At 71.8% G+C, this 22,464-nt stretch carries 18 protein-coding genes; 16 read left to right on the top strand and 2 right to left on the bottom strand.

All coding sequences use genetic code 11. The annotated features are described in order from the left end of the window. Nucleotide 1 precedes the first annotated feature (1 nt). Nucleotides 2–718 carry a dienelactone hydrolase family protein gene (locus FRANEAN1_RS30240; RefSeq protein ID WP_020463521.1) on the bottom strand — a complete coding sequence of 239 codons (717 nt, stop codon included), beginning with the start codon at nt 716–718 and terminating at the stop codon, nt 2–4. Between the two features lie 611 nt (nt 719–1,329). Between FRANEAN1_RS30240 and FRANEAN1_RS30235 the strand changes: the two genes are divergently transcribed. The 16 genes from FRANEAN1_RS30235 (at nt 1,330) to FRANEAN1_RS30160 (ending at nt 20,660) form a co-directional block, all read left to right on the top strand. Continuing rightward, entirely contained in the window at nt 1,330–2,640 is a 1,311-nt protein-coding gene (locus tag FRANEAN1_RS30235; protein ID WP_041256663.1) for a geranylgeranyl reductase family protein, read from the top strand. A gap of 342 nt (nt 2,641–2,982) precedes the next feature. Continuing rightward, on the top strand, nt 2,983–3,345 hold the full coding sequence (locus FRANEAN1_RS30230) for an NADH-quinone oxidoreductase subunit A (protein ID WP_020463519.1): 363 nt from the start codon (nt 2,983–2,985) through the stop codon (nt 3,343–3,345). Next, nucleotides 3,336–4,130, top strand: a complete 795-nt coding sequence (locus FRANEAN1_RS30225) for an NADH-quinone oxidoreductase subunit B (protein ID WP_020463518.1) — start codon at nt 3,336–3,338, stop codon at nt 4,128–4,130. Before FRANEAN1_RS30230 ends, FRANEAN1_RS30225 begins: the two co-directional genes overlap by 10 nt. Next, on the top strand, nt 4,123–4,812 hold the full coding sequence (locus tag FRANEAN1_RS30220; RefSeq protein WP_020463517.1) for an NADH-quinone oxidoreductase subunit C: 690 nt from the start codon (nt 4,123–4,125) through the stop codon (nt 4,810–4,812). Before FRANEAN1_RS30225 ends, FRANEAN1_RS30220 begins: the two co-directional genes overlap by 8 nt. A 91-nt stretch (nt 4,813–4,903) precedes the next feature. Further along, the gene (locus FRANEAN1_RS30215) at nt 4,904–6,277 is read left to right on the top strand and encodes an NADH-quinone oxidoreductase subunit D (protein ID WP_020463516.1); all 1,374 of its coding nucleotides are present in this window, start codon (nt 4,904–4,906) and stop codon (nt 6,275–6,277) included. Beyond that, the gene (nuoE, locus tag FRANEAN1_RS30210) at nt 6,277–7,098 is read left to right on the top strand and encodes an NADH-quinone oxidoreductase subunit NuoE (RefSeq protein ID WP_020463515.1); all 822 of its coding nucleotides are present in this window, start codon (nt 6,277–6,279) and stop codon (nt 7,096–7,098) included. The genes FRANEAN1_RS30215 and nuoE overlap by 1 nt, the downstream gene beginning before the upstream one ends. A gap of 2 nt (nt 7,099–7,100) precedes the next feature. After that, on the top strand, nt 7,101–8,444 hold the full coding sequence (gene nuoF / locus FRANEAN1_RS30205) for an NADH-quinone oxidoreductase subunit NuoF (protein WP_020463514.1): 1,344 nt from the start codon (nt 7,101–7,103) through the stop codon (nt 8,442–8,444). A gap of 4 nt (nt 8,445–8,448) precedes the next feature. Continuing rightward, nucleotides 8,449–11,040, top strand: a complete 2,592-nt coding sequence (locus tag FRANEAN1_RS30200) for an NADH-quinone oxidoreductase subunit G (RefSeq protein ID WP_020463513.1) — start codon at nt 8,449–8,451, stop codon at nt 11,038–11,040. Then, nucleotides 11,037–12,425, top strand: coding sequence for an NADH-quinone oxidoreductase subunit NuoH (gene nuoH, locus FRANEAN1_RS30195; RefSeq protein ID WP_020463512.1), 1,389 nt, complete (start codon nt 11,037–11,039; stop codon nt 12,423–12,425). The genes FRANEAN1_RS30200 and nuoH overlap by 4 nt, the downstream gene beginning before the upstream one ends. A gap of 3 nt (nt 12,426–12,428) precedes the next feature. Then, nucleotides 12,429–13,064, top strand: coding sequence for an NADH-quinone oxidoreductase subunit NuoI (gene nuoI / locus FRANEAN1_RS30190; protein ID WP_020463511.1), 636 nt, complete (start codon nt 12,429–12,431; stop codon nt 13,062–13,064). Continuing rightward, a complete protein-coding gene (locus tag FRANEAN1_RS30185) occupies nt 13,061–14,032 on the top strand; it encodes an NADH-quinone oxidoreductase subunit J (protein ID WP_020463510.1) in 972 nt (323 codons plus the stop codon). The genes nuoI and FRANEAN1_RS30185 overlap by 4 nt, the downstream gene beginning before the upstream one ends. Continuing rightward, nucleotides 14,029–14,328, top strand: coding sequence for an NADH-quinone oxidoreductase subunit NuoK (gene nuoK, locus FRANEAN1_RS30180; RefSeq protein ID WP_020463509.1), 300 nt, complete (start codon nt 14,029–14,031; stop codon nt 14,326–14,328). The genes FRANEAN1_RS30185 and nuoK overlap by 4 nt, the downstream gene beginning before the upstream one ends. Nucleotides 14,329–14,512: 184 nt before the next feature. Further along, nucleotides 14,513–16,501: an NADH-quinone oxidoreductase subunit L gene (nuoL, locus tag FRANEAN1_RS30175; protein ID WP_020463508.1), complete on the top strand. Its 1,989-nt coding sequence runs from the start codon at nt 14,513–14,515 to the stop codon at nt 16,499–16,501. A 1-nt stretch (nt 16,502) separates the two neighbouring features. Then, nucleotides 16,503–18,062, top strand: a complete 1,560-nt coding sequence (locus FRANEAN1_RS30170) for an NADH-quinone oxidoreductase subunit M (protein WP_020463507.1) — start codon at nt 16,503–16,505, stop codon at nt 18,060–18,062. Beyond that, entirely contained in the window at nt 18,059–19,636 is a 1,578-nt protein-coding gene (nuoN, locus tag FRANEAN1_RS30165; protein WP_020463506.1) for an NADH-quinone oxidoreductase subunit NuoN, read from the top strand. The genes FRANEAN1_RS30170 and nuoN overlap by 4 nt, the downstream gene beginning before the upstream one ends. Nucleotides 19,637–19,643: 7 nt before the next feature. Further along, nucleotides 19,644–20,660: a polyprenyl synthetase family protein gene (locus FRANEAN1_RS30160; RefSeq protein WP_020463505.1), complete on the top strand. Its 1,017-nt coding sequence runs from the start codon at nt 19,644–19,646 to the stop codon at nt 20,658–20,660. A gap of 150 nt (nt 20,661–20,810) precedes the next feature. Here the strand turns inward: FRANEAN1_RS30160 and FRANEAN1_RS30155 are convergent, their stop codons facing one another. Then, entirely contained in the window at nt 20,811–22,424 is a 1,614-nt protein-coding gene (locus FRANEAN1_RS30155; protein WP_020463504.1) for a hypothetical protein, read from the bottom strand. Between the last annotated feature and the right edge of the window lie 40 nt (nt 22,425–22,464).

Here is a 22,464-nt window from a genome sequence, read left to right as displayed (position 1 = left end):
TTCACTTCGGGACGTGTGCGTCCATCCAGGTCAGCGCGCGCGCCCAGGCGTCGCGGGCCGCGGCGGCGTCGTAGGAGTCGGGGCGCGCGTCGTTGTAGAAGGCGTGGCCCACCCCCGGGTAGCGGACGACCTCGGTGTCGACGTCGGCGCGGGCGGCCGCGGCCCGCAGGTGCTCCACCTGCTCCACCGGGATCGAGCGGTCGAGATCCCCGTACAGCCCCAGCCAGGGGGTCTGCAGGGCGGCGGCGAGGTCGAGCTGCGAGGGCTCGCCGAACCGACCGTCCTCGATGCCGCCGCCGTAGAACGTGACGGCGGCGCCGAGCGGGCGCCGCACGGCCGCGTGGAAGGCGATGCCGCCGCCCATGCAGAACCCGACGACGGCGCAGCGGTCGACCGCCGTCCCCGACTCGGCGAGCACCATCAGCCCGGAGTCCAGGTCGTCGAGGATGTCGTCGCCGGCCAGCCGGCCGCGCAGCGAGACCGCCGCCGCCGAGTCGGTGTAGTCGAAGACGGGGGAGCCCTGCCGGTGGTACAGATCCGGGGCGACGGCCCGCCAGCCGGCGTCCGCGAACCTGCGGCAGACGTCGGTCACGTGGTCGGTGAGCCCGAACACCTCGTGCACGACGAGGACGCCGCCGCGGGCGGTCCACCGGGGCTCCGCTATGACCGCGGGCGTCGGACCTTCGGCGGTGGTGAGAACGACTGTTTCTGAGGTCATGGCCGCGTCGATCTCCGATGTCGGTGGGGCCTGTCGATCCACGCCGGGCGATCGGCGGGCTCCGGATCCGGTGGGGGCGCGTCGATCCGTGAGACGCGGGTTCGCGCGATGTCAGTCATTCGCGCGATGTCAGCCAACTTTCTGCCAGCCAAAGTCAGCCAACTTTTGTCAGCCAACTTTGCGGAACTACCCAGCTCGGGTGGTCATGTCACCTCCTGGCCGGGGACGGCCGGCCCGATCGTGCGCGTCGCCCGCGCCCGCTTGGCGTCGCCCGCGCCCGCCCGCTCGCCCGGCGCGGGCCGCCTGCGTGCCCGCCCGGCGCCGCCTGCGCTGCCGGCCGGCTCGCGCCGCACCGACAGGCGGGTGTTGGCCCGGTCGAGGGACCACCGAGGTGCCTATCGTCGCCGTGCCGTGGCGCTGCGTTGCGAAGTACGGGGGAAGTTGACTCGTCTGCGCATCTCGAGGTCCTGGTTGGTGCCTTGGGCCTTGGCAGGGCCTACACTCGGCGTGGCGCTCGTGAAGAATTTCACGAGCGCGCAAGCGGGAGACGTGGGACACGGCCCTGATCGGCCGACTGGCGCGGGAATCCGGAGCAGCGCGTGACCAAGCGGATGACGGAACGGGACGGCACCCGGGCGGATGACCGCCCCGATGACCGCCCTGACGCCGACGTCATCGTGGTTGGTGCCGGGCCGGGCGGCTCGGCCGCCGCGTACCACCTCGCCCGCACCGGGCTCGACGTCCTGCTGCTGGAGAAGAGCACCTTCCCTCGGGAGAAGGTCTGCGGTGACGGGCTGACCCCGCGGGCCGTGCGCAGCCTCGTCGAGATGGGCATCGACACATCGGTCGAGGCCGGCTGGCTGCGTAACAGGGGGCTGCGCATCATCGGCGGCGGTGTGCGCCTCGAGCTGCCGTGGCCGGAGCTCGCGAGCTGGCCCGACTACGGCCTGGTTCGCCCGCGCGCGGACTTCGACGAGATGCTCGCCCGGCACGCGGTCAAGGCCGGTGCCCGACTGGTCGAGGGCGCCTCCGTCACCGGGCCGGTGCGTGACGACCGGACGGGACGGGTGGTCGGCGTGACCGCGCGGGCCGGGGTCGACCGGGCTCCGGCCGAGTTCCGTGCCCCGGTTGTGGTCGCCGCCGACGGCAACAGCGCCCGGATCGCGCAGGCGCTGGGGATCCGGCGCCGGGAGGACCGCCCGCTGGGCGTGGCCGTGCGGCGCTACTACCGCAGCCCGCGCACGAACGACGACTTCCTCGAGTCCCACCTCGAGCTGTGGGAGGGCCCGCCGCGCCAGAGCCGGCTGCTGCCGGGCTACGGGTGGATCTTCGGTATGGGTGACGGCACCAGCAACGTCGGCCTGGGCATGCTCAACACCACCAGCGCTTTCCAGAACACCGACTACCGGGATCTGCTCCGCCGGTGGCTGAACGGGCTGCCGCCCGAGTGGGGCTACACCGAGGAGAACGCCACCGGCCCGGTCCGCGGCAGCGCGCTGCCGATGGCCTTCAACCGCGCCCCGCACTACCAGGACGGAGTGCTCCTCGTCGGCGACGCCGGCGGGATGGTGAACCCGTTCAACGGCGAGGGCATCGCATATGCGATGGAATCGGGCCGGATCGCCGCCGAGACGATCGTCCTTGCGCTCGCCCGGCACTCCGGGCCGGCCCGGGAGCGGGCGCTCGGGCGATATCCGGAGATCCTGGCTCAGACATACGGGGGGTATTACACCCTGGGCCGTTTGTTTGTACAGCTCATCGGGAATCCGACTGTGATGGCGCTGGGGACCAGGTACGGGCTGCCTCGGCCCATGCTGATGCGTTTCGTCCTGAAAGTCATGGCGAATCTGACCGACCCGCGAGGAGGTGACGCCACGGATCGACTGATCAACGCGCTGACCCGGTTGGCGCCCGCCGCCTGAGCGCGGCCACGTTCGGAAGCAGCCGGTCGGGACGCCGGCAGCCGCCGGTATGGACTCCGGCGCACGTGCTCGCACGCGACACCTCCCGATAGTCGCGCGTGCTCCGAACCAGGGAACTCCGGGCTGTGTCAGACGTCCACGGGAGATCCCTCCGGCGGTGCTGCGGAGGGGAACAATCCCGGTGCGACCGGGAAATCAGAGGTCGCGTAGGCTGCACCCGCGCTCGGCACCCGCGGGGGCAGGAGCACGAAGCACCGGTTGGCTCGGGAGGCCCGTTCGGCCACACCCGGCGAACCGCCACCAAGACGTCCGCACCAAACTTTCGAAGGAGAGGAGTTCGGCATGCTCGACAGTTATGTGCCGATCCTCGTTCTGCTCGCGATCGCGATGCTGTTCGCGGTCGGTTCCGTGGCGGTGAGCGCGCTGGTCGGCCCGAAACGGTTCAACCGTGCCAAGGTCGACATCTACGAGTGCGGTATCGAACCCGAGCCGACGCCGGCCGGGCCGCACCGGTTCCCAGTGAAGTACTACATCACCGCGATGCTCTTCATCGTCTTCGACATCGAGATCATCTTCCTGTTCCCGTGGGCCGTCACGTTCGACAGTCTCGCGGTCTTCGGTCTCGGCGCGATGGTGTCGTTCATGGCGACGATCTTCGTCGCCTACGCCTACATATGGCGCCGGGGGGGTCTGGAATGGGACTAGAAGAGAAGCTGCCCGGTGGAGTTCTGCTGACCACCGTCGAGAAGCTGGCCAACTGGTCGCGCAGGTCGTCGCTGTGGCCGGCGACCTTCGGCCTGGCCTGCTGTGCCATCGAGATGATGTCGACCGGCGCCGGCCGGTACGACCTCTCCCGCTTCGGGATGGAGGTCTTCCGCGCCAGCCCCCGCCAGGCCGACCTCATGATCGTGGCGGGCCGGGTGAGCCAGAAGATGGCCCCGGTGCTGCGCCAGATCTACGACCAGATGCCCGAGCCCAAGTGGGTGCTGTCGATGGGCGTCTGCGCGAGCAGCGGCGGCATGTTCAACAACTACGCGATCGTGCAGGGCGTCGACCACATCGTCCCGGTGGACATGTACCTGCCGGGCTGCCCGCCGCGTCCCGAGATGCTGATGGACGCGATCGTCAAGCTGCACGAGAAGATCCTCGCCGGCTCGGTGTCGGGCAAGGTCGAGCACACCAAGGTCGGCTCGGCGCCCTACCCGAAGCCCATCGAGGTGGCCACCGCGTGGTCCGGCCTGCCCGCCGGCGCGGTCGACACCCGCACGCTGTCGGTCAACGACCGCAAGCGGTTCAGCCTCCCCGAGGACGCTCCGGTCCCGGCCGGGCGCGGTGCCGTCGAGCCGGTGCTGGACGAGCGCCGCCCGGCGGCGATCGCGCCGCCGTCCGTCTTCGGCCGCGGCAAGCGGGTGCCCGTCGACGCCAAGCCGACCGACGAGTCCCGGGCCGGCGGTCCCGGACCGAGCACGGAGACCCTGACCGATGACTGACCTGGTACCGGGCTCCGCCGGCGTTCCGGGCGGCCCGGGCGGCCGCCGCCGGGACGCCTTCGGCGCGCGCGGCAGCGGCGACACGTCGGGTTTCGGCGGCCTCGTGCCGCCGGTGGCGGCCCTGGCGTCGACGTCCCGACCGTTCGGGGACGAGGCCGCCGACACCGTCTACGACACCCTCGAGCGGGTCTTCCCCGAGCTCGGCGACGCCGTCGAGCGGGTCGTCTTCGCGTACGGCGAGCTGACGATCCACGTACGCCGCGAGCGGCTGCTGGACGTCGCGTGGACGCTGCGCGACGACCCGGGGCTGCGCTTCGAGCTGCTGTCGTCGCTGTCCGGGGTGGACTACCCCGACGACCTGACCGGCCGCCGCCTGCACTCCGTGGTGCACCTGACGTCACTGACCCACCGGCGCCGGCTGCGCGTCGAGGTCTCCGTCGCGGACGGCGACGCGGTGCTGCCGAGCCTGACCCCGGTCTGGCCGACCGCGGACTGGCACGAGCGCGAGGCCTACGACCTGTTCGGCATCGTCTACGAGGGCCACCACGAGCTCACGCGGATCATGATGCCGGACGACTGGGTGGGCCACCCGCAGCGCAAGGACTACCCGCTCGGCGGCATCCCCGTCGAGTACAAGGGCGCGCAGATCCCGCCGCCCGAGACCCGCCGGAGCTACTCGTGACCGGGCACTGTCCGGCCGGCACCCGGGCGCGGGCCACCACGGGGTCACGCGTGACCGCCAGGCATCCCCGAGCCGACTTCCGAGGTTCGCTATGAGCACGCACACCGAGACGCCCGTCGACGGTTCGGCCGAGACCATCACCGGCGCGCAGCCCTACGAGGCCGGGTTCACCGAGTCCTCCGCCGGCCGCGTCTACACCGTGACGGGCGGTGACTGGGAGCAGGTCCTCGGCGTCGGCGAGGACGACGGTGAGCGGATCACCGTCAACATGGGCCCGCAGCACCCGTCCACCCACGGCGTGCTGCGGCTGGTGCTGGAGATCGAGGGCGAGACGGTTACCGAGACCCGCCTGGTCATCGGCTACCTGCACACCGGGATCGAGAAGAGCTGCGAGTACCGCACCTGGACGCAGGCGGTCACGTTCCTCACCCGCGCCGACTACCTCTCGCCGCTGTACAACGAGGCGGCGTACTGCCTGTCGGTGGAGAAGCTGCTCGGCATCACCGGCGAGGTGCCGGAGCGGGCGACCGTCATCCGGGTGCTCGTCATGGAGCTGCAGCGGATCGCCTCGCACCTGGTGTGGCTGGCGACCGGAGGCATGGAGCTCGGCGCCACCACCGGCATGATCTTCGGGTTCCGTGAGCGGGAGAAGATCCTCGACCTGCTCGAGACGATCACCGGCCTGCGGATGAACCACGCCTACATCCGCCCCGGCGGCCTGGCCCAGGACATCCCGGACGAGGTGATCCCGGAGATCCGCGCGTTCCTCGACTACATGCCCAAGCGCATCCGCGAGTACCACGCGCTGCTGACCGGCCAGCCCATCTGGAAGGCGCGGATGGTCGACGTCAACTTCCTCGACGCCGCCGCCTGCCTCGCGCTGGGGACGACCGGCCCGGTGCTGCGCGCCGCCGGTCTGCCCTGGGACCTGCGCAAGACCATGCCGTACTGCGGCTACGAGACCTACGAGTTCGACGTCCCGACCGCGCTCGAGGGCGACTCCTACGCCCGGTACCTGGTGCGGATCGAGGAGATGGGCGAGTCCCTCAAGATCATCGAGCAGTGCCTGGACCGGCTGCGCCCCGGCCCGGTCATGGTCGCCGACAAGAAGATCGCCTGGCCGTCGCAGCTGGCCATCGGCTCGGATGGCATGGGCAACTCGCTCGAGTACATCCGCAAGATCATGGGGACCTCGATGGAGGCCCTGATCCACCACTTCAAGCTCGTCACCGAGGGCTTCCGGGTGCCCGCCGGCCAGGTGTACACGCAGATCGAGTCGCCGCGCGGCGAGCTCGGCTACCACGTCGTCAGCGACGGCGGCACCAGGCCGTTCCGCGTCCACGTGCGGGACCCAAGCTTCGTGAACCTGCAGGCCGTGCCCGCGCTGACGGAGGGCGGGCAGGTGGCCGACGTGATCGTCGGCGTCGCCTCCGTCGACCCGGTGCTCGGGGGAGTTGATCGCTGATGCCACTGACCGAACAGACCCGCGCCGCGGCCCGCGAGATCATCGCGCGCTACCCCGAGGGACGTTCCCGCTCGGCGCTGCTGCCGATGCTGCACCTGGTGCAGTCCGAGCAGGGCGCGGTCACCGCGGAGGGCGTGGAGTTCTGCGCCGAGGAGCTCGGCATCACCCACGCCGAGGTCAGCGCGGTCGCGACGTTCTACACGATGTACAAGCGCCGCCCGGTCGGCGACTGGCTGGTCTCCGTCTGCACGAACCTCTCCTGCCTGTTGCGCGGCGGTGAGGAGGTCTACGAGCGCCTGTCGAAGAATCTCGGCGTCGGGCACGACCAGACCACCGAGGACGGCACGATCACGCTGGAGCACGCCGAGTGCCTGGCGGCCTGTGACTACGCGCCGGTGATGACCGTCAACTACGAGTTCTACGACCAGGTCAACCCGGACTCGGCGGAGGAGATCGTCGAGGCCCTGCGGCGCGGCGAGCGCCCGGCCCCGACCCGCGGCGGCCCGCTGTGTACGTTCGGCGAGTCCTCGTTCCAGCTCGCCGGCTTCGAGGACCCGCGTCCGGAGGGCGTCGCCGGGCAGGGGGTGGGGACCCCGTCCCTGGCCGGCGTGCTGCTCGCCGAGGCCGCCGGCTGGAAGGCGGAGGACGGTGTGGCCGGTGCCCCGCCGCTGACCCCGCTGCCCTCGAACGCGCCGCCCTCGGCTGCTTCGGCCCCGGCTGCGCCGGCGTCGAGCAGCCCCGCATCGTCGAGCGCCGCCGCCCCGGCGAGCCCGGCGCCCGCGCCGGGGACGCCCGGCGTCCCGCAGACGAAGGTGAACTGACCATGCCTGTCACCCCGGTCCTCACCCGGCGCTGGACGGCGCCCGAGTCGTGGACGCTGGCGACCTACGAGCGCCTTGACGGCTACCAGGGCCTGCGCCGGGCGCTGGCGCAGAGCCCGGACGACCTGATCAAGCTGGTCAAGGACTCCGGCCTGCGCGGTCGCGGCGGCGCGGGCTTCCCCACCGGTATGAAGTGGGGCTTCATCCCGCAGGGCGACGGCAAACCGCACTACCTCGTCATCAACGCCGACGAGGGCGAGCCGGGCACCTGCAAGGACGCCCCGCTGATGAAGGCCGACCCGCACTCGCTGATCGAGGGCATCGTGATCGCCGCCTACGCGGTGCGCGCGAACCGGGCCTTCATCTACCTGCGCGGCGAGCTGATCCACGCCGGCCGGCGGCTGCGCGCCGCCGTCGCCGAGGCGTACCGCGCCGGCTACCTGGGACGCGACATCCTCGGTAGCGGGTTCGACCTCGACCTGGTGGTGCACTCCGGCGCCGGCGCGTACATCTGCGGCGAGGAGACGGCGCTGCTGGACTCGCTGGAGGGCCGGCGCGGCCAGCCGCGGCTGCGCCCGCCGTTCCCGGCGACCCACGGCCTGTACGCGTCCCCCACGGTCGTGAACAACGTCGAGACGATCGCCACCGTTCCCTTCATCGTGAACTACGGCGTCGACTGGTTCCGGTCGATGGGCCGCGAGCGCGCCCCGGGCCCGAAGATCTACAGCCTCTCCGGCCACGTGACCCACCCCGGCCAGTACGAGGCGCCGATGGGCACGACGCTGCGCGAGCTGCTCGACATGGCGGGCGGCGTCCTCGGCGGCCGCAAGCTCAAGGCGTGGACCCCGGGCGGCTCGTCGACGCCGCTGCTGACCGCCGACCACCTTGACGTCCCGCTGGACTTCGAGGGCGTGCAGGAGGCCGGCTCGCTGCTCGGCACGGCCGCCCTCATGATCATGGACGACTCGGTCGACATGCTCAAGATCGTGCGGCGGCTGACCCAGTTCTACGCGCACGAGTCGTGCGGCAAGTGCACCCCGTGCCGGGAGGGCACCACCTGGATGGTGCAGATCCTGTCCCGGATGGAGCGCGGCCAGGGCGACCCCGACGACGTCGACACCCTCGTCGACGCCTGCGACAACATCTTCGGACGCGCCTTCTGCGCGCTCGCGGACGGCGCCACCTCGCCGATCGTCTCCGGGATCAAGTTCTTCCGGAACGAGTTCCTCCCGATCACCCCGGTGGGGCCGTCGGGTTCCACCACGTCGGTAGCCGGCTCGGCGAACGGCGCGGCCGCGGGTGGCGCGGCCGCGGGCACGCCGGGCGCCTACGCGGGAGCGCACTGAGATCATGACCGTCGCCCCAGAGAAGCCGGCCGCGCCGGCCGCCCCCAACCACGTCACGCTCACCGTGGACGGGCTCGAGGTGAGCGTGCCGAAGGGCACCCTCATCATCCGGGCCGCTGAGCTGTTGGGAATCGAGATCCCGCGGTTCTGCGACCACCCCCTGCTGGACCCGGTCGGCGCCTGCCGGCAGTGCATCGTCGAGGTCGAGGGCCAGCGCAAGCCGGTCGCGTCCTGCACGACCACGGTCGCCGCCGACATGGTCGTCAGGACCCAGGTCACCTCGCCGGTGGCGAAGAAGGCCCAGGCCGGGACGCTGGAGTTCCTGCTCCTCAACCACCCCCTCGACTGCCCGATCTGCGACAAGGGCGGCGAGTGCCCGCTGCAGAACCAGTCGATGGCCAACGGCGCGGCGACCTCCCGCTTCAAGGAGACGAAGCGGGCGTACCCGAAGCCGCTGGCGATCTCCAGCCAGATCCTGCTGGACCGGGAGCGTTGCGTGCTGTGCGCGCGCTGCACCCGGTTCTCCGCGCAGATCGCCGGGGACCCGTTCATCGAGTTGTTCGAGCGGGGCGCGGCCGAGCAGGTCGCCGTCAGCGACGGGCAGCCGTTCTCGTCCTACTTCTCCGGCAACACCGTGCAGATCTGCCCGGTCGGTGCGCTCACCAGCGCCGCCTACCGGTTCCGGGCCCGGCCGTTCGACCTGGTGTCGACGCCGACGTCCTGTGAGCACTGCGCCGCCGGCTGCTCGCTGCGCACCGACCACCGGCGCGGCAAGGTGATGCGTCGCCTCGCCGCCGAGGATCCGGCGGTCAACGAGGAGTGGAACTGCGACAAGGGCCGCTTCGCGTTCAACTACGCGCGCCAGTCCGACCGGCTCACCATGCCGCTGATCCGGGACGACAGCACCGGCGAGCTGGTCGAGGCGAGCTGGTCGGAGGCGCTGGAGTACGCCGCCCGCGGCCTGGCCGAGTGCCGGGACCGCAACGGCGTCGGCGTGCTCGCCGGCGGCCGGCTCACCCGCGAGGACGCCTACGCCTACGCCAAGTTCGCCCGGCTCGCCCTGGGCACCAACGACGTGGACTTCCGCGCCCGCCCGCACTCCGCCGAGGAGGAGGCCTTCCTCGGCAGCGCCGTCGCCGGTACCGGAATCGGGGTCACCTACGCCGATCTGGAGGTCGCGCCCGCCGTCCTGCTCGTCTCGTTCGAGCCGGAGGAGGAGTCGCCCGTCGTCTTCCTGCGGCTGCGCAAGGCGGCGAGCAAGCACGGAACCGCCGTGCACGCGCTGGCGCCGCTGATCACCCGCGGGCTGCGCAAGATGGCCGGCACGCTGATCCCGGTCGTCCCCGGCGGCGAGGCCGCCGCGCTGGACGAGCTGGCCACCGGCGCGTCGGCCACCACCGAGGTGCTGCGGGCACCCGGCGCGGTGATCCTGGTCGGCTCGCGGGCCGCCGAGTCGCCCGGCGCGCTGTCCGCGGCGCTGCGCCTCGCCGAGTCCACCGGCGCCGCGCTGGCCTGGGTGCCGCGCCGGGCCGGTGAGCGCGGCGCGGTCTCCGCCGGCCTGCTCCCGTCGCTGCTGCCGGGCGGCCGCCCGGTCGCGGACGTCGGTGCGCGGGCCGAGGTGGAGTCCTTCTGGGGCACCCGCCTGCTGGGCGCGCCCGGCCGCGACACCGCCGGCATTCTGGCCGCAGCCGCGGCGGGCCGGCTTGACGCGGTCGTCGTCGCCGGTGTCGACGCCGAGGACCTGCCCGACCCCGCGGCCGCGCTGGCCGCGCTGGCCCGGGTGCCGTTCTGCGTCTCGCTGGAGATCCGCCGCTCGTCGATCGCGGAGGTCGCCGACGTCGTCCTCCCGGTCGCTCCGGTGGCGGAGAAGGCCGGCACGTTCGTCGACTGGGAGGGCCGTCTGCGTCCCTTCCAGCGTGCACTGGAGGGGACGCCGGCCCTGCCCGACCTGCGGGTGCTGCACCTGCTCGCCGCCGAGATGGGCATCGACCTCCGGGTTCCGGACGCGGGCGCCGCCGCGCGCGAGTTGAGCGAGCTCGGCCGCGCCGGTGACGAGACCGGGCGCGGCCCGGCTCCGGTCGAGCGGGTGCCCGAGCCGGTGACCGCCGGTCCGGGCGAGGCCCTGCTGGCGACCTGGCACCTCAACCTTGACGACGGCGCCCTGCAGGCCGGCGAGCCGTACCTGGCCGGCACCGCCCGTCCACCGCGGCTGCTGCTCTCGGCCGCGACCGCCGCCGAGATCGGCGCGGTCGAGGGGGAGCCGGTCACCGCCAGCACCTCCCGCGGCTCCGTCACCCTGCCGCTGGGGATCACCCCCATGCCGGACCGGGTCGTCTGGGTTCCGACGCACTCACCCGGGTCGCACGTCCGCCGCTCGCTGGCCGAGCACGCCGGCGTGCTGGTTCGGCTCAGTGCCGGCGGGCTGCTGCCGACCGAGACGGCGCCCGGCGGGGAAGTCGACACCTTCCCGACCGACGAGACCCGCGGCGCGGCGCTCGGCTCGCAGCTCGCGGCCGCCCAGGACACCGCCGTGACCGTGGCCCACACCGGCCTCGGTGCCGCGGGCCGGGTCGACACCACCGGAGGCCGGGCATGACCGGGACCTCGACGCTCCTGCTCGCCGCGAACGTCGGCGACCCGGACATGTCCGTCCTCACCGACGACCCGTTCTGGCTCATCCTGATCAAGGCTGTCGCGGTCTTCGCGTTCCTGCTGGTGATGACGCTGTTCTCGATCGTCTTCGAGCGCAAGGTCGTCGCGAAGATGCAGCAGCGGGTCGGGCCGAACCGGCACGGCCCGCGCGGCTGGCTGCAGAGCCTCGCCGACGGCGTGAAGCTCATGCTCAAGGAAGACATCATCCCGACGCTGGCCGACAAGCCGATCTTCATCCTGGCTCCGGTCATCTCGGCGGTGCCGGCCATCCTGGCCTTCGCCTGCATCCCGTTCGGGCCGGAGGTGTCGATCTTCGGTGAACGCACGACGCTCCAGCTCGCCGACCTGCCGGTCAGCGTGCTGTACCTGCTGGCGGCGGCGTCGCTGGGCGTGTACGGACTGATCCTCGCCGGCTGGTCCAGCGGCTCGACCTACCCGCTGCTGGGCTCGCTGCGCTCGGCCGCGCAGATCATCTCCTACGAAGTCGCGATGGGCCTGGCCTTCGTCGCGGTCTTCGTCTACGCGGGAACACTGTCGACCGCGGGCATCGTGCAGAGCCAGCACGACTGGTGGTACATCGCGCTGCTGCCGTCGTTCATCCTCTACTGCATCGCGATGGTCGGTGAGACGAACCGGACGCCGTTCGACCTCCCCGAGGCCGAGGGCGAGCTGGTCGGCGGGTTCCACACCGAGTACAGCTCGATCAAGTTCGCGTTCTTCTTCCTCGCCGAGTACATCAACATGGTCACCGTCTCGGCGATCGCGACCACACTGTTCCTCGGAGGCTGGCAGCCGCCGCCGATCCCGGGCCTGTCCGGGCTGGACCACGGCTGGTACCCGCTGATCTGGTTCGTCATCAAGCTGCTGCTGTTCATCTTCGTGTTCATCTGGCTGCGGGGCACGCTGCCGCGGCTGCGCTACGACCAGTTCATGGCCTTCGGCTGGAAGGTCCTGATCCCGGTCGGCCTGGTGTGGGTGCTCGCGGTCGCGACCTTCCGCGCCTACCAGGAGCACGTGAGTGACCGGACGCCATGGCTGATCGGCTTCGGGGTCGTGGTGGGCGTCCTGCTCGTGGTTGCGATCATCGACCCGGGCGCGGCGAGGGCCCAGCGCGAGCAGGAGGAGGCCGAGCGGGAACGCGCCGAATCGGCCCCGAGCCTGGACAGGATTCCCTGGCCGCCGCCGTCCGACGGCGCGACGAGGGCACTGGCCGGCCGCACTGCGGCTGGCAGCACTGCAGCCGGCAGCGGCGCGGCCGGCTCCGCCGGCGGCGACAAGGGAAACACCACCGTCATCCCCGCGGGCTCCGGCCCGCGACAGGAGAGCTGAACCATGGGGATCCTCGACCCCTACAAGGGTTTCGGCGTCACCTTCTCGACGATGTTCAAGAAGCCGACGACCGAGCAGTACCCGGAGCAGAAGAAGGAGACGGCACCCCGCTTCCACGGCCGTCACCAGCTCAACCGGCATCCGGACGGGCTGGAGAAGTGCGTCGGCTGCGAGCTGTGCGCGTGGGCCTGCCCGGCCGACGCGATCTACGTCGAGGGCGCGGACAACACCGACGAGCAGCGTTTCTCGCCGGGTGAGCGGTACGGCCGCGTCTACCAGATCAACTACCTGCGCTGCATCCTGTGCGGGCTGTGCATCGAGGCGTGCCCCACCCGGGCGCTGACGATGTCGAACGACTACGAGCTGGCCGACGACAGCCGCGACGACCTGATCTTCACCAAGGAGCAGCTGCTCGCCCCGCTTCGGGCCGGGATGGAGTCCCCGCCGCACCCGATGCGCCTCGGCGAGAGCGAGACCGACTACTACACCCGCGATCCCGACGCCCCGCTGCCCTGGCAGGTCGGCGGCTCGCCGGCCGACGAAGCTGACGAGGCCGGCGAGGCCGGCGAGGCCGGCGAGGCCGAAAGGGCGGCGGACAAGGTGCCCGCCCATGGCGCGGGTTCGGAGCGGCCCCGATGAATCCGCAGATTCTCGCCCAGGCGGCGGAGATCAGCAGCACGTCGAACGGCGAGGCCTGGACGTTCTGGCTGCTCGCGCCGGTGGCGCTGCTGGCGGCGCTCGGCATGGTCCTGATGCGCAGCGCGGTGCACTCCGCCCTGCTGCTCGTGGTGAACCTGTTCTGCGTCGCGGTGTTCTACCTGATCCAGGACGCGCCCTTCCTGGGCTTCGTCCAGATCATCGTCTACACCGGCGCGATCATGGTGTTGTTCCTGTTCGTGCTGATGCTGGTCGGAGTCGATTCGTCCGACTCGCTGGTCGAGACCCTGCGCGGCCAGCGGATCGCCGCGGTGATCCTCGGGCTCGGCTTCGCCGGCCTGCTGGCGTTCCCGATCGGCCGCGCGATCGACGGTGGCAAGGCGGCGGGCCTGGAGGCGGCGAACACCGGCGGCAACGTCCACGCGATCGGACGTCTGCTGTTCACCCAGTACGTCTTCGTCTTCGAAGCGATCTCGGTGCTGCTCGTGGTCGCGGCGATCGGGACGATGGTCCTCGGCCACCGCGAGCACACCGGTGAGAAGGTCACGCAGAAGGAACGGATGCGCGCTCGCTTCGCCGAGGGCGGCACCGTCACCCCGCGGCCCGGGCCGAAGGTCTTCGCGACCAACCCCGGCCCGGAGCAGCCCGAGCTCGTCGCGGCCGGCGGTGGCGATGCCGCCGGCGGCGGCCCGGACCTCGGCGGGCCCGGTGCGGGCCCGTCCGGCCCGGCCGGCGCGGGTGGTCCGGACGACGGCGGTACCGGTGGTCCGGGCGGTCCTGGGACAGGCGGTCCCGGTGCGGGCGGTGCTGGTGGTCCGGGTACGGACGGCCCGGGCGGCGGTGGGCCCGACGGCGGGCCGAGCGCGAACGGGACGAGTGAGGACTCCGACGACGAGACCGTCGTCGGCGGGTCGGCGCCGGTGGGCGCGGGCAGGGGGAGCGGTCGGTGAACCCGGCGAACTATCTGATCCTGTCGGGGTTGCTGTTCACCATCGGCGCGACCGGGGTTCTGGTCCGGCGCAACGCGATCGTCGTGTTCATGTCGATCGAGCTGATGCTCAACGCGGTGAACCTGACCCTGGTGACGTTCTCCCGCATCCACGGGACGCTGGAGGGCCAGATCATGGCGTTCTTCGTCATGGTCGTGGCCGCCGCCGAGGTGGTCGTCGGCCTGGCGATCATTCTGGCGATCTTCCGGACGCGCAGATCCGCGTCGGTCGACGACGTGAACCTCCTGAAGTACTGACCTCTCGACGTACTCGGGCATCCCGAGGCTTGTCTCCCGGCCGCCCTGACGCGGCCGCGACCGGGACCTCCGGTCACGGAAGAACGGACGACACTGCAGTGACGCTTTGCGCAACAGGGGCGGCGCAGCCCGGACCACCTCCGGTGGCCCTGGCGCTGGCGCACGTACCCGGAACCGGACCGCGATGAGCGCCGGAGGGGCCGCCATCCTCGCGGCCGACGAGCACGGTGGCGCGGCCGTGCACTACGCCGCCGCGTCCGGGGCGTTCTCGCTGACCTGGCTGCTCATCGCGCTTCCGCTGGCCGGGGCGGCCGTTCTCCTGCTCGGCGGGCGGCGTACCGACCGGTGGGGCCACCTGCTCGGCACGCTGACCGCGGCCGCATCCTTCGTCGTCGGCCTGGTCCTGTTCTTCGGGCTGCTCGACCGCTCCGGTGACGACCGGGCCGTCTCCCAGCACCTCTACAGCTGGATCCCGGTCAACGGCTTCCAGGTGGACGTCGGCCTGCTGTTCGACCAGCTCTCCGCGGTCTTCGTGCTGCTGATCACCGGTGTGGGCACGCTGATCCACATCTACTCGATCGGCTACATGTCGCACGACCCGGGCCGGCGGCGCTTCTTCGCCTACATGAACCTGTTCCTGGCGTCGATGCTGCTGCTGGTGCTGGGCAACAACTTCCTGGTGCTCTACGGTGGCTGGGAGCTGGTCGGCCTCTCGTCCTTCCTGCTCATCAAGTTCTGGGAGTACAAGCCGGCCGCGGCCACCGCCGCGAACAAGGCCTTCTACATGAACCGGGTCGGCGACGTCGGTCTCGCACTCGCGATCATGTTCATGTTCGCCACCGTCGGCAGCACGAACTACGACTCGGTGTTCGGTGCCGCCGCCGCGGACGTCATCGGCTACGGCACCATCACCGCGATGGCGCTCCTGCTCCTGCTCGGCGCCTGCGGCAAGTCCGGTCAGTTCCCGCTGCAGGCCTGGCTCCCGGACGCCATGGAGGGCCCGACCCCGATCTCGGCGCTCATCCACGCCGCGACCATGGTCACCGCCGGTGTGTACCTGATCGTCCGGGCTGCCCCGATCTTCGACCAGACGCAGGCCGCGCGGACCGTCGTCCTGATCATCGGCGCGGTCACGATCCTCATTGGATGCGTCATCGGCTGCGCCTACGACGACATCAAGAAGGTCCTGGCCTACTCGACGGTCAGCCAGATCGGCTACATGTTCCTCGCCGTCGGGCTCGGCCCGGCCGGGTACGCGCTGGGCATCATGCACCTGCTCGCGCACGGCTTCTTCAAGGCCGGCCTGTTCCTCGGCTCCGGCTCGGTCATCCACGCGATGGACGGCGAGCAGGACATGCGCAGGCACGGCGGGCTGTGGCGGCACATGCCGGTCACCTGGGTCACCTTCGGCCTCGGCTATCTGGCGATCATCGGTTTCCCGGGCCTGTCCGGGTTCTTCACCAAGGACCGCATCATCGAGACGGCGCTGGCCAAGGGTGGCACCAGCGGCTACATCTACGGTGGCGTGGCGCTGCTCGGTGCCGGGATCACCGCCTTCTACATGACCCGGCTGTTCCTGATGACCTTCCACGGCAAGGCGCGCTGGGAGCACGACGGGCCGAAGGCCAAGCACCCGCACGAGTCGCCGGCGACAATGACCGGCCCGATGATGCTGCTGGCCGTCGGCTCGGTCTTCGCCGGTGGGCTGTTCGTCCTCGGCAGCTCGATGCAGGACTGGCTCGCCCCGGTGGTGGGCGAACACGGCGAGGCGCACCACGACATCTCGCCCGCGGTCGTCACCGCGCTGGTGCTGGTCGTCTCCGCCGGCGGGTTCGCCGGTGCCTACCTGCGCTACCAGCTCCGCCCGGTCGAGGCCGTCGCCCGGCCGGACGCCGAGGTCAGCGTGGTGACCGTCGCCGCGCGCCACGACCTCTACGCGAACACCTTCAACGAGGTCGTCGCCATGCGGCCGGGGCAGTACCTGACCCGCTTCCTGGTCTGGGCGGACAACGTCGGCATCGACGGCTTCGTGCGCGGGAGCGCCGCCGCCGTGGGCGGGCTGTCCGGCCGGCTGCGACGCACCCAGACCGGCTTCGTCCGGTCCTACGCACTGTCGATGTTGGGAGGTACCGTCCTCGTGGTCGGTGCTCTGCTGCTCACCAGGGCCGGCTGACGTGAGCACAGCCCCCTGGCTGACGATCATGCTGATCGTCCCCGCGGTCGGTTCGCTGGTCGTCGCGTCGCTGCCGCGCCGGCACGGCACGCTCGCCAAGCAACTCGCGCTCGTGGTATCGCTGGCGGTTCTGGTGCTCGCGGTGCTGGCCACCGCCGCCTACGACCCGGACAAGGCCGGCTTCCAGTTCGGCCAGTCCTATGACTGGATCAAGGAGTTCGGCGTCTCCTACTCGGTGGGCGCCGACGGCATCTCGCTGGTGCTGATGCTGCTCGCCGCGCTGCTCGTCCCGGTGGTCGTGCTGTCCTCCTGGGACGAGGCGGAAGAGGGGCGGCGTTCCGTCCCCGCGTTCTTCGCGCTGCTGCTGGCGCTGGAGACGGGCATGGTCGGGGTGTTCGCCGCCACCGACGTGTTCCTCTTCTATGTCTTCTTCGAGGCCATGCTCATCCCGATGTACTTCCTCATCGGGAGCTACGGGCCGGTCGAGGAGAAGGCACAGCGCTCCTACGCGGCGGTGAAGTTCCTGCTCTACAGCCTGTTCGGCGGGCTGCTGATGCTCGCCGCGGTGATCGGCCTGTACGTGGTCTCCGCCGACCAGCTCGGCACGGGCACGTTCGACTTCGCCACCCTGCGCCAGCTGGAGATCACCCCGGGCGTGCAGAAGCTGCTCTTCCTCGGCTTCTTCATCGCCTTCGCCATCAAGGCGCCGCTGTTTCCCTTCCACACCTGGCTGCCCGACGCCGGCGCGCAGTCGCCGACCGGCGGCGCCGTCCTGCTCGTCGGGGTGCTGGACAAGGTCGGCACCTTCGGCCTGATCCGGTACTGCATCCCGCTGTTCCCGGACGCCGCCGAGTACTTCGCGCCGATGGTGCTGGCCCTGGCGGTGATCGGCATCTTCTACGGCGCCCTGCTGGCCATCGGCCAGCGGGACATGAAACGGCTGGTCGCCTACACCTCGCTGGCGCACTTCGGGTTCATAGCGCTGGGGACCTTCGCCTTCACCTCGCAGGCCGGCACGGGCGCCGTGCTCTACATGGTCAACCACGGCCTGTCGACGGGGCTGCTGTTCGTGGTGGTCGGCTTCCTGGTGGCCCGCCGGGGCAGCCGGGACGTCAGCGCCTACGGCGGCATGGCCCAGGTGACGCCGATCCTCGCCGGGGTCTTCCTGATCGCCGGCCTGTCCTCGCTGGCCCTGCCGGGTACGAACAGCTTCGTCAGCGAGTTCCTGGTGCTGGTCGGCACGTTCACCGAGTACCGGGCGCTGGCGATCGTCGCGACCTGCGGGATCGTGCTCGCCGCGATCTACATCCTGTACCTGTACCAGCGCACGATGACCGGTCCGGTCAAGGACGAGAAGATGCGTCTCATCAAGGACCTCAGCGTGCGGGAGCGGGTGGTGGTCGCGCCGATGGTCGCGCTGATCATCGGGCTCGGGGTGTACCCCAAGCCGCTGCTCGACATCATCACGCCCACGGTGACCGCCACGTTCGCGGACATCGGGAAGTCTGACCCGGCGCCGACGGCCCCGGTGGCCGCGCCGGAATCCGGAGGCCATTCGTGAGCGCCGCAACGACTGTGCTGGCGCAGGGCGCCGCGCAGAAGATCACACCGCCGTCGATCGAGTACTCGTCCCTCAGCCCGATGCTCATCCTGTTCGGCGTCGCGCTGGCCGGGGTCCTCGTCGACGCCTTCGCCCCGCCGAAGGCCCGGCGGGTGCTCCAGCCGCTGCTGGCCGGGGCGGGGTTCATCGGCGCGTTCGTCGCGGTGGTGCTCCTGCACGCCCACCGCCAGGTGCTCGCCGCCGGCGCGGTGGCCATCGACGGGCCGACGCTGTTCCTGCAGGGCACCATCCTGGTGTTCGCGCTGCTGTCGGTGCTGCTGGTCGCCGAGCGCCGGCTGGACTCCTCCGGCGGCGCGCTCGTCGCCTCCGCCGCGGTCGTCCCCGGCTCGCGCGGCTCCACCGCGCAGCGCACCTCGCCGGACGTGCAGACCGAGGCGTATCCGCTGATGGTCTTCTCGGTCAGCGGCATGCTGCTCTTCGTCGCCTCGAACAACCTGCTGGTCATGTTCGTGGCGCTGGAGATCCTCTCGCTGCCGCTGTACCTGCTGTGCGGGCTGGCGCGGCGCCGGCGGCTGCTGTCGCAGGAAGCCGCGATGAAGTACTTCCTGCTCGGGGCGTTCTCGTCCGCGTTCTTCCTGTACGGCGTCGCGTTCGCCTACGGCTACGCTGGCAGCGTCGAGCTCGGCCGGGTCGCCGACGCGGTCGGCACGGTCGGCCAGAACGACACCTACCTCTACCTGTCGCTCGCGCTGCTCGGCGTCGGCCTGTTCTTCAAGATCGGTGCCGCCCCGTTCCACTCCTGGACGCCGGACGTCTACCAGGGCGCGCCGACACCGATCACCGCCTTCATGGCGGCCGGGACGAAGGTCGCCGCTTTCGGGGCGCTGCTGCGTGTCTTCTACGTGGCCTTCGGCGGCATGCGCTGGGACTGGCGGCCGGTGATCTGGGCTGTGGCGATCCTCACCATGGTCGTCGGCGCGGTGCTCGCGCTCACCCAGCGTGACATCAAGCGGATGCTCGCGTACTCCGCGGTCGCCCACGCCGGCTTCCTGCTCGTCGGGATGGCCGGCTCGAACATCGACGGCCTGCGCGGCGCCATGTTCTACCTGGTGACCTACGGCTTCACCACGATCGCGGCGTTCGCGGTGGTCTCCCTGGTCCGCACCGGCGACGGCGAGGCCAGCGACCTCTCCCAGTGGCAGGGCCTGGGCCGGACGTCGCCGCTGCTGGCAGGCACGTTCGCCTTCCTACTGCTCGCGCTCGCCGGCATCCCGCTGACCAGCGGGTTCACCGGGAAGTTCGCGGTCTTCCAGGCGGCGATCGCCGGTGACGCCACCCCGCTGGTGGTCGTGGCCCTGGTGTGCAGCGCGATCGCGGCGTTCTTCTACGTCCGGGTCATCGTGCTGATGTTCTTCTCCGAGCCGCTCGCCGACGGGCCGGTCGTTGTCACCCGGCCGACTCTTACCTTCGCTACGGTGGGTATAGGTGCACTCATGACCCTGCTGTTGGGCGTGGCGCCGCAGCCGCTTCTCGACCTGGCGACCACCGCGGCGACCTCCGGCTTCGTACGCTGATGGCGGTATGAGCGCTATCGGGCTGGAAGTGATGGGGATCAGGGCCGACCCTGATCTCGAGAAGTCGATGCGGGTCGGGCTCGCCGCGGTCGAGGAGATGCTGCGCGGATCCGTCCGCAGCGAGTTCTCCTTCGTGACCGAGGCGTCCCGGCACCTCGTCGACGCGGGCGGCAAGCGGTTCCGACCTATGGTCGTACTGCTTGCCGCCCAGTTCGCCGATCCGGACGCGGCCGGTGTCGTGCCGGCGGCCGTGGCGATCGAGCTGACCCATCTGTCGACGCTGTACCACGACGACGTGATGGACGAGGCCCCGCTGCGCCGCGGTGCCGCGTCCGCGAACGCCCGGTGGACGAACACGGTCGCGATCCTCACCGGCGACTTCCTGTTCGCCCGCGCGTCCGAGATCACGGCCGACCTGGGGCCGGAGGCGACCCGCATCCTGGCACGCACGATCGCGACCCTCTGCGAGGGCCAGATCCGCGAGACCGTCGGGGTCGGGCCGGGGCAGGACCCGATCGAGCACTACCTGCGGGTCATCACGGAGAAGACGGCTTCGCTGATCGCCACGTCCGCCCGCCTGGGCGCCATGCTCGCCGGCGCCGACCCGGTCACGACCGACGTCCTGGCCGCGTTCGGGGAGCGCTTCGGGGTGGCCTTCCAGCTCTCCGACGACCTCATCGACGTGGCGTCACCGAGCGAGGACTCCGGCAAGACACCCGGGACGGACCTGCGCGAGGGCATCCCGACGCTGCCGGTGCTCTATGCCCTGCAGGGCGAGGACGCGGCGGCCCGCCGGCTGCGCGACCTGCTCGGGGTGAACCCGCGCACGGAGGCCGGGGTCACCGAGTCCGGGGTCGTCGAGGCGTTGGAGCTGCTGCGCGAGCATCCCGCGATGGACCGGGCCCGCGCCGAGCTCATCCGCTGGTCGAGCGAGGCCCGCGAGTGCCTGGCGCCGCTGCCCGACGGCTCGGCCAAGACCGCGCTGGAGTCGCTGGCCGACTTCGTCATCGACCGCACGAGCTAGCCGGGCTCTACCCAGCCAGCCCTGGCCGGTGCGTGGCTGTCACCTGATCCCCTGCTGGCCCCCTGCCGGCCACCGCGCCGTGCGGCGGCCGGCAGGGGGTTTTCCGCGGCCGGGAGGGGCCTGCCCGTGCCCCTCCCGGCGGGAGCCCGGCTAGGAGCCTGCGTGGGTGCTTGAGGACGCCGCCGGCGCGGGTGTCGCCGAGGTGCCCGACGGGGCGCTGGACGACGTCGACGTGCTCTGGCTCTGGGAGGGGAACAGCAGGTCCCAGATCGGGGTGACCTCGACCGGCGTCGGGTTGAACGGGAGCGAGCCCTCGCGCGAGGTCGGCGCGGGCGCCGGAGTGCTCGAGCTCGACGTGGTCGGCCGGGTCTGCGCCGGCGAGGTGCCGTGCTGCGTGGGCGGGGTCGTCGCTCCCGGCTGGGTGGGCGTGGTGGTGCCCGGAGCGGTGCTCCCGGGGGCGGTCGTCCCCGGCGCCGTGCTCCCCGGAGTGGTGGTGCCCGGAGTGGTGGTGCCCGGGGTCGTGGTGCCCGGGGTCGTGGTGCCCGGCGCGGTCGTGCCGCCGGCGGCCGGTGACGGCGTCGCCGTGGACCGCGGGGTCAGCGGGACGAACGGGATCTCGTAGCCGGACAGGCCCTGCTGCTGCGTGCCGGACCCGCTGTACGACGGCGCGGACGGGCCGTTCGGCGAGGTGCGGTAGCCGCTGTCGCTCTGGCCGGTCGTGCCCGACCCGCCCGCCGTGGTCGGCGCCGCCGCCGGGTAGGTCGGCAGCGGGACGCGCCCGTCGCGGGAGGCCTGGGTGTCGCCCGAGCCGAACGCGGCCGGCCGGGAACCGGCGACCTGCACGAGCGGCGTGGCGCCCGTGGTGGGCCCGGCCGCGGTGACCGGCTGGTCGCCGCTGAGCGCGACACCGGTCACGATCGCGGAGAGGCCGGCAAGGGACGCGGTACCGGCGACCACCATGCGCGTCCGGCTCGGCCCGCGGCGCGGTGCCGGTGCCCGGTGCGCGCCGCGCCCGGTGGCTGAACCGGCGGCCCGTGCCGCCGTGCCTCCGGACGCCCTGCCTCCGGACGCCGTGCTCCGGGAGGCCGCCGCGCGCGAGGCCGTCGTCGAGCGGGCACCGTCGGCGCGGGTGCCGGAACGGGGGGACGTTTCGACGCGCAGGGATCCGGACGGTCGGCCCGGCTCGAACAGCGAGATCCGGGACGTGCCGGGCCCGCCCGCCGCTCCGGAGTCGTCGCCGACGCTCTGCGGGTCGAGCTCCCCGGGCCGGCGGACGCCGAGGTCTGCCGTGTCGTCGTGGCGGCCGGCGGGCCGCCCGCGCACCGGCGACCGCCCGGAGCCTGCCGGCTGCCCCCGTCGCGCGGACCGGCCGTAGGAGTCGGCCTGGCTGTCCTGCGGGTCGTCGCCGAACAGCTCCCGGCGCCGGGAGGTGCTCATGGAGATCGGGCCGGTGACGGTGTCCATCTCGCCGGGGGGCGGTGTCGCCGGGCGGGGCGGGGGGAGCCTTCTCGGCAGCGAGGCCGTGGCTGCGGACGGGTTGCTGCTCCACTCGCTGGTGACCCAGCCGGATCGCGGCGCACCGCCCGGCGGGTAGGGAGTCCGCGCGCGGGCGGTGAGTGGCTGGACGGGCCGGGGAGCCTGGTCGTCGACCGGCGGGCCCTGAGCGGGGGCCGGGGTGGCCGGGACGGGAGCCGGGGTGCGGTGCCGGCGATCGGTCGCGGTGGAGCCTCCGCGGGAGTGCCGGCCGGCCGAGTGGCTACCCACGGTGGCCGCCTACGCCCTGCGGAACCTGGTGCCGGGCGCG

Origin of the sequence: Parafrankia sp. EAN1pec (assembly GCF_000018005.1) — a bacterium.
GTDB classification, from domain to species: domain Bacteria; phylum Actinomycetota; class Actinomycetes; order Frankiales; family Frankiaceae; genus Parafrankia; species Parafrankia soli.
This window is presented reverse-complemented; position numbering and strand designations above follow the sequence as displayed.